At 38.1% G+C, this 13,445-nt stretch carries 9 protein-coding genes; 7 read left to right on the forward strand and 2 right to left on the reverse strand.

Annotation, left to right across the window (positions count from 1 at the left end):
* Position 1: 1 nt before the first annotated feature.
* Both QWZ08_RS19355 and QWZ08_RS19360 read left to right on the forward strand, forming a co-directional pair.
* Entirely contained in the window at positions 2-4,621 is a 4,620-nt protein-coding gene (locus QWZ08_RS19355; RefSeq protein ID WP_290339181.1) for a DUF6443 domain-containing protein, read from the forward strand.
* A 14-nt stretch (positions 4,622-4,635) separates the two neighbouring features.
* Entirely contained in the window at positions 4,636-5,325 is a 690-nt protein-coding gene (locus tag QWZ08_RS19360) for a hypothetical protein (RefSeq protein ID WP_290339182.1), read from the forward strand.
* 290 nt (positions 5,326-5,615) lie between these two features.
* Here the strand turns inward: QWZ08_RS19360 and QWZ08_RS19365 are convergent, their stop codons facing one another.
* Positions 5,616-6,152 carry an ATP-binding protein gene (locus QWZ08_RS19365; protein ID WP_290339183.1) on the reverse strand — a complete coding sequence of 179 codons (537 nt, stop codon included), beginning with the start codon at positions 6,150-6,152 and terminating at the stop codon, positions 5,616-5,618.
* Positions 6,153-6,847: 695 nt separating this feature from the next.
* On the opposite strand from QWZ08_RS19365, the gene QWZ08_RS19370 reads away from it, so the two are divergent.
* The 4 genes from QWZ08_RS19370 to QWZ08_RS19385 all read left to right on the forward strand — a co-directional run bounded on the left by QWZ08_RS19370 (position 6,848) and on the right by QWZ08_RS19385 (position 9,771).
* Positions 6,848-7,051: a hypothetical protein gene (locus QWZ08_RS19370; protein WP_290339184.1), complete on the forward strand. Its 204-nt coding sequence runs from the start codon at positions 6,848-6,850 to the stop codon at positions 7,049-7,051.
* Between the two features lie 23 nt (positions 7,052-7,074).
* Entirely contained in the window at positions 7,075-7,452 is a 378-nt protein-coding gene (locus QWZ08_RS19375) for a single-stranded DNA-binding protein (protein WP_290339185.1), read from the forward strand.
* Positions 7,453-7,495: 43 nt separating this feature from the next.
* Positions 7,496-8,560 carry a DUF932 domain-containing protein gene (locus QWZ08_RS19380; RefSeq protein ID WP_290339186.1) on the forward strand — a complete coding sequence of 355 codons (1,065 nt, stop codon included), beginning with the start codon at positions 7,496-7,498 and terminating at the stop codon, positions 8,558-8,560.
* A 161-nt stretch (positions 8,561-8,721) separates the two neighbouring features.
* A complete protein-coding gene (locus QWZ08_RS19385; RefSeq protein ID WP_290339187.1) occupies positions 8,722-9,771 on the forward strand; it encodes an HNH endonuclease in 1,050 nt (349 codons plus the stop codon).
* A gap of 63 nt (positions 9,772-9,834) precedes the next feature.
* On the opposite strand, the gene QWZ08_RS19390 is transcribed toward QWZ08_RS19385, so the two are convergent.
* Positions 9,835-12,621 (reverse strand): PIN domain-containing protein, encoded by a 2,787-nt coding sequence (locus tag QWZ08_RS19390; protein WP_290339188.1) that lies wholly within the window; start codon positions 12,619-12,621, stop codon positions 9,835-9,837.
* A gap of 176 nt (positions 12,622-12,797) precedes the next feature.
* On the opposite strand from QWZ08_RS19390, the gene QWZ08_RS19395 reads away from it, so the two are divergent.
* Positions 12,798-13,271: a JAB domain-containing protein gene (locus QWZ08_RS19395; RefSeq protein WP_290339189.1), complete on the forward strand. Its 474-nt coding sequence runs from the start codon at positions 12,798-12,800 to the stop codon at positions 13,269-13,271.
* Positions 13,272-13,445: the final 174 nt, after the last annotated feature.

Below are 13,445 nucleotides of genomic sequence, written 5' to 3' on the forward strand. Positions count from 1 at the left end.
GATGCAAAAAAATATTAACCTCGTAACTACATTGAAGGTAATCATATTAACAATCTGCTGTTTTGTTTATATGGAGTCTGATGTAAAGGCGCAGATTAAAAACCCGCTACCGTACGGAAGTAGTACGTTTATAAATTATGTTCGTACCTATACCGCAAAAGTTCCGGAATCAAGCTCTTCTGCTCTTGTTGTACGGCCTGTAACAGATGTAATACAATCAACTGATTATGTGGATGGCCTTGGCCGCCCCCTGCAAACTGTAGTTAAACAGGGGAGCCCTCTATTGAATGATATGGTAAACGCCTCCGTTTATGACAGTATGGGAAGAGAAACATATAAGTACCTTCCATTTATTTCCAATGTAGCCAGAACAGGAGATGTAATTAATGACGGGAATTTTAAAGCAGACCCATTTCAGCAGGATTCGATTTTTAATAAGGCTCAATTTTCAGGCGAAAATTATTATTACGGTAAAACAAACTTCGAAAAATCGCCGCTGGAGAGAGTTACCAACAGTTATGCGCCGGGCTTGAATTGGGTTGGTGCAAATGTTGGAATAAATAGTCAGTACGTTATTAATGCATTGACTGACAGTGTAAGGTTGTGGTCAATCCTTCCCGCTGCTGGCAGCATTCCGTTTAATGTAGGAATGTATACAGCCGGGCAACTATACAAAAATGTTACTATCGACGAAAGCAGTCATAAGGTAATTGAGTATAAAAATAAAGAAGGAATGGTGGTGCTAAAAAAAGTACAGATTGATAATGCGCCAGCTGTTGGTCACACTGGTTGGCTGAATACCTATTACGTTTATGACACATTGCAGAATCTCCGGTTTGTAATTCCTCCCCGGGCAGTAGAATTAATAAGCCCTACCTGGACTATTACGCAAGGCATTGCCAATGAACTGTGCTTCCGTTATGAATATGATACAAGGAACCGGATGATCATTAAAAAAATACCGGGGGCTGGTGAGGTTTGGATTGTATACGATACCAGGAACCGACCGGTAATGACACAAGACAGCGCCCTGCGAACCACGGGAACAGGGCAATGGATGGTGACAGAATATGATGAATTGAGCCGTCCTTACAGGACTGGCCTGCTTACAAATGCCAATGACCGTGTGTACCATCAAGGCCAGGCAAATATTGGGGGTAGTTATCCAAACACCAGTGCCAATTACGAGATACTAACCCAAACCTTTTATGATGACTATGCCAGTTGGATTACGCCCACAGGTTTAAGTTCTACTTTAGTTAGTACTTATGCGACTGACACAAGCTATTTTGTTACAGTCTTCAACACTGCTCCCTTATATGCGCTCCCGCTAACTGTAAATTATCAAACGCGGGGCATGGTGACCGGCACTATGGTGAAAGTGGTGGGTTCAGCAAGCACCTATCTATATACTGCGATATTGTACGATGATAAAGGGCGAGTGATACAAACGCAAAGCACAAACTTAAGTACCGGAATAGATATCGCGACCACACAATACGATTTTAGTGGTAAGGCTTTACGTACCCTTTTACAACATAACCAAAAAACTGGTACTGCTACGCAAACCCACAACGTTGGAACTAAACTGGATTATGATCATATGGGTCGCTTGTTAATGGCACGAAAAAAAGTGAACAGTATTGTGGGCACCCAAAATATTACCGTTGCTGAAAAAATAATTGTGCAAAATTCATATAACGAATTAGGGCAGTTAAAGGCAAAAAGATTAGGTCAAAAGGCAGGGAGTACTACAGAGCTTGATGCCCTAAACTTTGACTATAACATACGAGGTTGGCTTCTTGGAATAAACAGGGATTTTTTAAATGGCACACTAACGAATACTTATTTTGGCTTTGAACTAGGTTATGATAAAACCAGCGCAAGAAATACAGCTACCAGTTATGCCGCAGCTCAACTCAATGGTAATATTGGCGGGCTGCTTTGGAAAAGCAAAGGCGATGCAATATGTAGACAGTATGATTTTGGATATGATAATGCCAATCGTTTATTGAAGGCCAATTTTAAACAGAATAATGCATCTGATAACAGCTGGAATAATTCGCAGGTTGATTTTTCTGTAAAGATGGGCGACGGTACAAGTTACCTTACTGCGTATGACGCTAATGGCAATATAAAGCAGATGCAGCAGTGGGGTTTAAAAGTGAATACCATAGCCCAAATTGACAACTTGATTTATACTTACCAGTCAAACAGTAATAAGCTGCAAAACGTTCGGGATAATTTAAACGACACCACTACAAAACTTGGAGACTTCCGTACATCGGCACTTCATCCAAATTATGCGGCAAAAGTTGCGGCTACAGATTTGACTACTATTACAGATTATACCTACGATGGAAATGGTAACTTAAAAAGAGATTATAACAAAGACATCGGTAACCTAACCACTGATGGCATACAATACAATTTTTTGAACCTGCCGCAGCAAATAACTGTAAAAAATGCCACTGCTGTTAATGGTAAGGGTACCATCACTTACAAGTATGATGCATTGGGCAATAAGCTGCAAAAAATAACAGTGGAAAATAATGCCAGTGTTATTTATAATGGGCCTAACACTACTAACATCACTACTACAACAGATTACGTAAATGGTTTTGTATATGAAACTAAGATTTACTCTAACGCTATATTAAATGCACCATTTGGTGATACTACGAAATTACAATTTATTGGTCACGAAGAAGGCAGGGTACGGGCATTATATACTAATGGAGCCAGTCCAAACCTACTTAGCGGGTTGGCTTTTGATTACTTTGAAAAGGACCATCTTGGTAACACAAGAGTAGTCCTTACAGACGAAAGGCAACAGGATGTATATCCGGCAGCGACACTCGAGACATCATTGGTTGGAACTGAAAATAAATATTACACAATTGACCCCACTAAGGTTGTAGCCAACAGTGCCGCTACCGGTATAACGGCGTATCTTAATAACAACAATATTTTAAACAACAACCCGTCATGTACAGGCACGCTGTGTACCACAACAAACAGTCAACTTATTTACCAAACGAATGCCAATACCAACAAGACTGGTTTAGGTATCACACTCAAAGTAATGGCTGGGGATACGCTGAATATTTTTGGCAAAAGCTATTGGTTTCAAAATAATACGGGTGGGAGTGGGGCAAATAGTTCAGTACCCGTAATTGACCTCTTAACCGGACTGCTGGGAAATGTAAACGGACAAAACCTTGTGACTGCGCATGGAGCTGTTACCCCGGCCTTAATAAACACAGCGAATGGTATAGCAGGTATCAGCATCCTCTCTACCAACGAAACCAATCAAAGCAATACAGCCCCAACCATACCCAAAGCGTTTATCAATTACCTGTTTTTTGATGAGCAATTTAAATGTGTGGGAAGTGGCTTTAGCCAGGTAAAGTCAACCCCGGTAGTCAAAGATCATAATACCGAAGATGCTTCAATGCGCAATATACCGGTACCCAAAAATGGATTTGTGTATATTTATTGTAGCAATGAAAGCCCGGTAAATGTGTTCTTTGATAACTTGCAGGTGGTGCATACAAGGGGACCTTTGACTGAGGAAACCCATTACTATCCATTCGGCTTGATTCAAGCCGGAATCAGTTCTAAAGCGGCCGGTAAATTCGAATCAAATAAAAAGTTTCAAGGCCAAGATTTTGAACACAAAGAATTTACTGACGGAAGTGGTTTGGAAATCTATGAATTCAAGTATAGAATGGATGATCCCCAAACTGGTAGATTCTGGCAGATAGATCCACTTGCAGAAAAATACCTGTATAATACGACTTATGCTTTTTCGGAAAATAAAGTTGTAAGCAGCATCGAAGTTGAAGGATTAGAGGCCTGGGATATTAATGATGGAAGTGGTGGAAAAACATACGGTCCTTTAAGTAACGACTATGTCGCCAAGAATGGGTTAAGTAGTGCTGGATCACCAAGTAAAGCAAATGATTTAGGCCCTTTTGTAAGTGGCGATTCTTGGGGATTTAATGAACCTTGGCAAAATAGAGGAGCTACTCCGACAAACTTGGACGAAATAATTGGTCAATCTGAAACGTACAAGGATGAAAATGGAAAATCGATTACCGTTACACTAGCAGGAGCTGAGGTAGTACCGACAAGTGATAAAGGAATTGGACAAGCTGAAGGCCTTTCATCAGCTATCCCTGCCTATGGTTCTGGAAGAAATGCAATCAGTGATTTTCAAAACGGTCGGTATGTCGGAGGGACATTCAATGCTTTAATGGCAGTGGGCGATCTTTCAGGACTAAAATCTCTTGCGTCCGGTTCGGCAAATTTGATAAAACTGTTTACATCATCATTGTCAAAAGCGCCCTCGCGTACCTATACCATATTAGAGGCAGGGGGAGGGGTATTTAAATTTGGTGTTACAGACGCAAATTTCAAGAGGATGGAACAGTCTTTAAAATTAGCTGGGGATGGGGCAACTGCTTCCTTTTCGGGAGTTATGACTAAATCTGAAGCCCACGTAGCTGAAAAATATTTACGAAGTTTACATTATAATTCCACTGGACAATATCGTTTACCTGGAATGAAAGTCCCTTTCCCTATCGACTTTACAACTGGATTTCGAATAAGATTTTAAAACAAAAGTTTCAAATGAAAAAAAGAATTGAGAGGTGTCTTTATTGGTTTAAGGATGGAAGAGAAAATTTGAACAATTTAGACGACTTATATTTTGGTTTGAGTGTTTTACTAACCACATTATTAAATGAAAAATATGACGGTGTAAAAATTAAGTTTATAAATATCGACTTAGCAACAGAAGACACTTATAGAATTGTCCCAGCACTCGAAAAGTTTAAAATATTTTATCAGCCTGGCCATTTACGATATTATGGGGTGTTAGATATAGATAGTTTTCTTAAAATGAGTGGATTTGAAAGAAAAAAATATCTTTGGGATGAGGCTCACAATTTTCTTCGGAAAGCCTCTAAAGTAATCGGAAATCCTCAATTAGGCGATGCATGTGAATATTGCTACGCAAAGGGAATTTCTATTAACTTGAATACTGATTATAAAGTAATAGAGACTGAACTCAATCTTTATGATAAAGTAGTTCAAGCAACTTTATTAATACAATTTGACGATGCGGGAATGTATTCCAAACTAATATTACGGCAAGGGAATTCAATTTTTTACGAAAAAACTATTGACAAGGCCCGTAATGGTATTGAATTTTTTTTAGAGATGTACAAGAGTGTTGAATCAGATGGCAAAAGTATTGTTATAAAGGGTGCTAAAGATGTAGACTATCTCCCTTTAAAAATCGCTATTGATAAATTTTAATTCGGTTGTGTTGGCGATGAGTGGCATCAGTTCTCAAGCGGCAGGCATGAAAGAAAACAAAACGAAGTTCCAAAGGCAAGAGTTTGCACACAAGAAGTTAGCGATGGAAATGGGTTAGAAATGTACGAGTTTAAATACCGTATGCGTGATTGCCAAACAAGAAGGTTTTGGCAAATAGACACCAAATCGTTCAAGTCAGCCGCCCCCTATTGGCGCACCGTGTGCTGTGAATTGAGTACTGGTAGATATGCTGGTACAAGAATGTTGTATGAGAGATTATAGTAGGTCTATCACAGTCGCTGTACAAGCGGAGGGAAGCTTACATTGTGATATAAATTTTGAATTACAACTTTATAATGGGTGTTTATCTTTTGTGGGAAATATTCATAGTCGACTTTAAATTCAGTTTGCTCAAGTTGAGCGTCTTGAAAATCCGTGGTATCAATACTAAGAGATGTTTTGGAAAATGAATTTTTAATATCATCATAACCGATCGTTTCTATATGCATTAGTTCTCCTATCTGGAAGGAACTAAATCTGCCAATTCCCTGTCCTTTCTCTTTAGCAGTAGTCCCTATTTCAAGTATTTTTTTATCAAAGTCTGAATAAGAGACTCCGTGCCCGTCGTCAAATATTTCAATCTGTTTAATTGATGATTTACATAAGAGGTCTTCTGTATAATCAATTTGCAGGTTTATACTTTTTGCTTTTGCCTGAATCGAGTTATTCAACAACTCCTTTAAAGCAATAAACGTATCAGTATACTTAGTAAATAAATCTTTAATTACTCTTGTATTGGTCGTTATTTTTTTTGTTACACTTGTCATTGGTAATGATCTTAAATATGGCGGCTAACAACTTCTGTAATGTCGAAACTCAATATCAATAAGCTTGCAGCAACTAAACCAAGATACAACGTATTTGCGAAAGTTGAATAAGATAAGCTTCCTATCTATCTCCCACCTTAAAGATTGCCTAATGCCGCAACGTTTAAATGAAAGATCTATTATTAAATGCAAAGCCCCTGCACAGTACACCAGTCTTATTTCTTTTCGCCTTTGGCAAAAAAGCCAGGCGAACTATGCCGGACAATCATATTGGTCATTGAGATTGGCTTCCCGAAGCTTCGGGACTGGCTGTTCCTCGCCAACCACAATTCCAGATTTAAAAACTCCGTAGCATTCTCAAATAAGATTATTAAAGTATTCCACTTGGGAAGCTACAAAGCAGATTCATAAATGAGTATTATTTAAAACTCATTCATCCTTATCTGTCGCAAATTTCTTGACAGGCTTTGACAAAAGCAAGGTCTGCGTTTCGCCAAAATACAGGGGCGAAACTTGCCACCGGTTTTGTAAAAACAATCTCCACCCCGGTTTGGCCTCCTTCGGAGATATATCTGTGGGGTAGTATTCTTTTTACAAAAACCTTGCTTTTGCCAAATCCTTTTCAAGGCCGGGTTGCTACGATTAGAACGAACGAGGCTTATGCCGAGTTAATCATCACTTAAAAATAACATCGTATGCACACACAACAACTTTCAGCACTCATGCGGCTTTCATGGAAGATTCAGCACTCCAAAAAAATAAGCCGTTCAAAATCCCTTGTATCAGCATGGGTAATCTATCAGCAGGCCGACATCATGGTTTACTATCTGGTAAAAAAGCACACACCGGAACAGCGAACGACCGCAGCCATTGACAAGAATCTGAAACTTATTTTTTAATCATAAATCTATCAATCATGGAAATGACAGCAAGATTAACAGGAGATGCAAAAATCAGCACCCTGAAAAACGAAAAGCAAGTAGTAAATTTTAATGTAGCTATTAATGACAGCTACAAAGCAAAGGGCAGTAATGAAACTACCAAAATTGTAACCTATGTGCAGTGCGATTACTGGGTAAATCCCGGCATTGCCCAATACCTCACCAAAGGCAGTTTGGTTGAATTGCAGGGGCGCATTGGCGTAAATGCTTACACGGGGAAAGATGGAGAAGCAAAAGCCACATTAACCTTTCATGTAAACACAATCAAAATGCACGGAAGCGGCAACCAAAAGAATGAAACACCCCCAACAACACCGGAACCCGCAAAAGAACCGGCAGCGGATGACCTCCCATTTTAAATTTTCTCACAACAACATTTTCAAAAATTAAAAATTAATTATCATGGCACACAATTTAAATTTCAATGAGCAAACAGGCAAACACAGTTTCTTTTCAGTAAAGGAAAAAGCATGGCATGGGTTAGGGCAAGTTGTAGAAGGTTATCCTAACAGCGCAGAAGCATTAAAATTTGCTGGTTTGGATTATACCGTGGAAAAAAGAAAACTGTTTACGTTCGACAATGAAAACCAAACAGCAGACGAGGACACCGAAATAAAAATCCCTGAAATTGAAGTATCCAACTATTTTGCAACGGTAAGAACTGACAACGAAAATATTTTGGGAGTAGTTGGCAGGGATTACGAAGTTGTTCAAAATGTGGATGCATTCAGTTTTTTTGATTCCATTGTTGGCGGTGATGGCATCCAGTATGAAACCGCAGGCGCATTGGGTAAGGGGGAAAGGATTTTCATTACGGCAAAATTGCCCGACTATATCAAAGTAGGTAATAATGATTTGATTGAACAGTATTTGTTTTTAACCACTTCGCATGATGGTTTTGGAAGCATTACCGCAGCCTTTACGCCGATTAGAATTGTATGCAATAATACTTTGAACGCAGCCCTTCGCAATCATACCAACGCTTTTAAAATCAGGCATACCGCCAACGCAAAAGAACGGCTGGAAGAAGCCCACAAATTAATGGGCATCACCAACCAGTTAAGTCGTCAACTGGAAGGTATTTTTAACCAATGGGCAAAGGTTAAAATTACCGACCCCGAAATAAGGAAGCTGATTCAAATGGCGTTGGTTCCAAACAAAGAAGTATTGCAAAATATACAGGCTGGTAAAGAGGATGAATTATCTACCTGCTTTAAAAATATGACGGATGCCGCTTTTGAATATGCCATGACCAACGAGAGCCAGCAGTTAGAAACTACCAAAGGCAGTTTGTTTGGAGCATACAACGCAGTAACCGGATATTTTCAAAATGTACGTACCTACAAGAACGATGAAGCAAAATTAAAATCTTTATTGTTTGGAGGTACCGGGCAAATGAGAACACAAAAGGCATTCAATCTTTGTGAGAGTTTTGCAAAGGGTGAAATGTCAGGATTTCTTAATTGATACTCAAAAAGGGGCATCTTAAAATGCCCCTTTAAAATGTCAAAAAAGCTGCCCCGCAAACATTGCTGTAGAGTTTGCAAAATGGCGGGGCAGCTTGGTGATTTAGTATCTTTGGTAATTATAAGAATGAATGGAAAATAAGCACGAAAATTATTTAGGAAATGTTTCTTTTAAAATTTACAGAGATTCCAGGTGATCTCAATAAAATAAATAGAGAATTTATCGGTAATCCAATTGATGAATTCACAGACATATATGAGAGATTTACCAATCTTTATGCAATTAAAAGTTTGATTTCCGATGATGAGCTGCATAAAAGGCCTTTAAAGAATAGAAAGAACCGGGTGTGCAGGTTTTGTGGCGTTCCTTTTAGTGCTGAAGAAAGATTTAAATCAAAGGCGCATTTATTACCGGAGTTGATTGGCAATAAAAACCTTTTCTCAGATTTTGAATGTGACAAGTGCAATAGTCTTTTTGGCAAGTATGAAACTGATCTGGCTAATTTCCTCGGGGCAAGTCGTGCCTTTAGTATTGCAAATGCTAGGTCGGGAGGCCTTAAATTCAAATCACCAGACAAAACATTTATAGTGCAAAAGGATCCTGAAGGGCCACGAAGCGTACCAAAACTCCGGATAGAATCGCATGAAGAAATAAACGACCATTTTACTTTAGATGCTGAGAATAAAAAAGTAACCTTTCGTACCACGCGTCCATCCTATAATCCACATCATGTATTTAAAGCGCTCTTAAAAATGGGCCTGTCGGTATTACCTGACCAGTATGTTAGTGATTATGAGATTGCTTTTGCTATACTTCGTTCAGTGAAAAAAAATGAAGAACCTGATAACCCTCTGTATAAACTGAATGTTTATGTGCATCCGGGGCCTGCTTTTCCATCGCCAATGGTTATTCTTTTTGAAAAGAAACAAAAAACAGATGAAATACCGACCCATATAATTTGTATCATGTTCCATAGCTATACCTACCAACTAGTATTACCGCTGAACAAAAAAGATAAATGGATGTTTGACGGTGAAAAAATTGTCACTGTGCCAAATATGCCGCCATTTATTGACAAGCATTTCGCTGCGAGGTTTGGAATGCCCAAAGGGCATTGCTTAAATTTAAATCTTGATGAACTTAAACGAAATGAAAAACATGAAATGACATTTACTTTTGAAGATTATACCGATACAAGGTTAAATGAATAGTTCAATTTCATACAAACTGTCGGGAGTAATCCGGGGAAAACGTATAATAAGAGAGAGGTTTTATCAAGAATACTCAATAAATATATTATTTAAAACCGGGTGCTTTTTAGCTTTTAACAGAGGCAGAACATGCTTTTTCATATTTTCTGATTTGAATATTCGTTTGAGATAATAGTGTGTTTGATATTCAAGAATCCATAGGGGATTAAATTTTTTATAGTCGAATCCATCCGGATCAAGAATCCAATCATAATAGTCTGAAAACCCTTTAAATTTTTCAAAGAAATCGTCTTTAGTACTCAACCCATTTTTGAAATAAATATTCAATAGCTCATTCAGTCGGTAAAGAACAGTTTCTCCTCTCATAAATGGATGCGTTGGACCATCTCTTTTTAAGGGCGGGGTGCACAGGTTTTTAAATTTATCCAGGTATGGTGCGAAATCAATGACCCCCATTATTGCCAGGGAATAATAGAAGTCCGGATTAAATTTCTGCTGCAGTAATTCTGCTATCAGCCGGTGAATCTCCACCTTGAAATTATGATTCAGCAACGGGATGAGATGGGGTAAAACATCTGTATGGGGGTGATCACATGCTGAACAGTTAGCCAAAAAATTATTTCTGATCGATTCAAAAACGTCAGTTTCAGAAATCAGAATGTTTTTTTTGTTTTTGGTTAGCTGTTTGCTCAGTGAATAAAAGATATTGTATTCATGTAGGTGCTTATTTTGTATTGCGAATTTTAATAGTTTGCTTAGCAGTGGTTCAGAAATGTATTTACCCTTCCTGGAAATAAAATCAGCCAGCGACTTGACTTCATCACGGGATATCAATTCTTTAATTTCCAACACCGGGAGTAACGCTTCTAAAATCTCATCAAAATTATATACATCTTTTGCTAGCGTTAGAGTGACAAGGAAATTGTTGAGTATCCTTCGGTTTTTATCGAAGAATAAAAATTGCGTGGCCTTCTTGTAGTCGTCTGACCTGTAAAGTTTATCCAATCCTAAAAAAAATACTAGAGCTAACTCAGGCAAACGGGAGTTTCTTGTTGGTGCTTCCCTGTATTTGAGACTGGTAAGATTATACCGGTTATAATACTTAATGATATTTTCGGTTTTTGCAAACATGATTATCCTGCTCAACAGATAATCATTTATAAATGCGATCCTGGTGCTCTGTTGCCGGTTAAAGGAATAGATCATGAATAATCCTTCCAATAGCCTGTCTACTACTTTTTCAAATTCTAGATAATTATTGTACACAAGGAAATTAGCCTCAAGAAATGTATCTATTTCCGCAAACTGACTTATCAGGACATCTAAATTGCTGTTGCTGCTATGACCGCCTCGTAACTGGATATTATAATGATCATGGATTTTGTCGACCGTGCTTGTTATACTTGCCAGGGACTGGCTATAAAAGTTATCATCAGCAATCCAATCGATAACCTCGTTTACAAAAGGATTTGTTGCGGGAATGGATAACCTTGCTTGTCTTAAAGAAATTTTGGAAACCGCTTCGATTATTTTCTTAGACTCATTATCTGCACCGTTCCCATGACCCAAAATTAGCCTGCCAAGCCTTTTTAGATTGGTAAGACAGATAAACTTCAATATGTACTGGTCTTTTTTCTTACTGTTTTCATACACAATATGAAAAAGCTTAAGACCAGCTGCATACTGCTGAAACTGGTAGAACATATACGCCTGCTTCAAAGTATCATGATCTGTTGCCTGGGCTTTTTTATCAAGCAGACTGAAAGCACCGTAAATGTCGAATCTGTTATAAGTACATTTTATACAAGGGCATTCATTATGATGCGTCAGCTGTAAATTGGATTTTAAATTATTGCCAATGCCGTTAATATCGTAGATCAAATTGATATTTAGCTTCTTAATTATTTCAAGTGTTTTTTCCTTTACTTTTTTTTCATTTCCTCTATGTTCGCCTGTTTTAAAATGAATGGAATTCGCTTTGCCAATTCTGAACGAACTGAAAAACTTCATGAGTTTGTCATTATTCGAGTTTAACTGGAAGCTGGAGTGGTAAGCCTCGGTATGCCGGAAGTTGAGCGTTTTAAACGGAAAAATCCGGGCAAGGAAGTCTGTGGGAATAAAAGGAAGTTGATCGTGATATATGTCAAGGACTTGGTACACCTGGTCGACCACATTATCATACTTGTCCTTCGGAAAAAAATAAAAGATCTCCGTATAATCGGCGGCTGCATTACTTTCACTATTGATATCAGTCCCTAAATCATTTTGTAACCTGCTGACGCCAAGAGCGATGGGAGCAAAGTACTGGACATCTATATCTGGAATTAAGAGGCCGGGATGAATGTCGATGTTGGGGTTTTCAGGAGCACCGAAATCCTTTACATTCTTTGTGATGAAAACAAATGAATCGATTTTCTTTTTTTTCAAATATTCAATGGTCGCAAAATATATGTAAGCATCATTGTGGCTGTTTTGTTTATGAAATGGCGGGAGCTTTTGCGTGTACCTGATTCCAACTATTTCGTGCACTTTTTTTGTATTCTTAATTTTTACTGCCCTCAGGAGAATGGTTTCAATTTTTTCAATTTTTCCTTCGGCGACCCTGTAAGCTTCTTTCAATTTTGACTTGGCATCTTCATCTGCACTGTTGGATAAATCTTTAATCTTTTTATCAAGAAGACCCAATTGTATAGACTTCTGTCTTACAAATTCTTCGTTAAGTGTTTCAGGGAGCAGGAACTTAACCTTGCCGTCTTTTTCCCACTTTAATAGTTGTTCCAAGTTTTTTTCTTCGGCAATGTTTGTATAAAGATCGATCCATGAGTTTGTATCTATCAACAAATTCTTCATAAATATGTAAATTTTTCTTCATTAATTCTCCCACGAAGTTCGGCTTTTGGCTTCTGTAGCGGCAATGAAATTCCGGCATAAACCGCTGCGCTATTTATTCCGTTGCTTCATTGCCTTGGTCGCCAAAAGCGTGGGCAGGTTCCATAATTAATTTATAAATCTTTAAAAAGAATGTTATGGAACAGATTACAATGATTCAACCAGAATGGAGCAAAGTAGCAGAAGTAGAATTGGTTTATAAAACCAAAGTAAAGGCTTCTGAAAGACCAATGATTAAGACTTCTAAAGATTGTTATCAAACCTTCCTGAAAGTGTGGGATGAAAACAAGATGGAGATGCAGGAAGAATTTAAAGTGCTATTAATTAATAGAGCTAATCGGGTAACGGGGGTTTATGAAGCATCTGCCGGAGGAATTACGGGCACTGTTGCTGACCCAAGATTGATACTGGCTGCGGCTATTAAAGGGCTGGCCGTGGGAATTGTCTTAGCTCACAACCATCCAAGCGGCAATCTCAAACCAAGCATGGCAGATGAGCAACTTACCGCAAAGATTAAAACTGCGGCGAGCTACCACGATATAAGGGTGTTAGATCACATCATTGTTACTACTGACGCTTATTATTCATTTGCAGATGAAGGGCTTTTATAGCCCTTTTTTTATTCAGATCAGTCGTAAAATATATTATGAAAAAACTTCAAAAAATTTTATTGAAGTAAATAATTGATTATCAATAAATTAATTAATATCGCTTGAAACAAATCAAATAATTTACAGGACTCTACAAATTTTTTACAAAATATAGTGTATGTTTGCATTTTACAG

It is taken from the genome of Ferruginibacter paludis (assembly GCF_030409685.1).
Taxonomy (GTDB): domain Bacteria; phylum Bacteroidota; class Bacteroidia; order Chitinophagales; family Chitinophagaceae; genus Ferruginibacter; species Ferruginibacter paludis.

Coding starts and splice junctions, on each gene's coding strand:
- QWZ08_RS19355 (WP_290339181.1), top strand. CDS start 2: ATGCAAAAAAATATTAACCTCGTAACTACATTGAAGGTAATCATATTA.
- QWZ08_RS19360 (WP_290339182.1), top strand. CDS start 4,636: ATGAAAAAAAGAATTGAGAGGTGTCTTTATTGGTTTAAGGATGGAAGA.
- QWZ08_RS19365 (WP_290339183.1), bottom strand. CDS start 6,152: ATGACAAGTGTAACAAAAAAAATAACGACCAATACAAGAGTAATTAAA.
- QWZ08_RS19370 (WP_290339184.1), top strand. CDS start 6,848: ATGCACACACAACAACTTTCAGCACTCATGCGGCTTTCATGGAAGATT.
- QWZ08_RS19375 (WP_290339185.1), top strand. CDS start 7,075: ATGACAGCAAGATTAACAGGAGATGCAAAAATCAGCACCCTGAAAAAC.
- QWZ08_RS19380 (WP_290339186.1), top strand. CDS start 7,496: ATGGCACACAATTTAAATTTCAATGAGCAAACAGGCAAACACAGTTTC.
- QWZ08_RS19385 (WP_290339187.1), top strand. CDS start 8,722: ATGTTTCTTTTAAAATTTACAGAGATTCCAGGTGATCTCAATAAAATA.
- QWZ08_RS19390 (WP_290339188.1), bottom strand. CDS start 12,621: ATGAAGAATTTGTTGATAGATACAAACTCATGGATCGATCTTTATACA.
- QWZ08_RS19395 (WP_290339189.1), top strand. CDS start 12,798: ATGGAACAGATTACAATGATTCAACCAGAATGGAGCAAAGTAGCAGAA.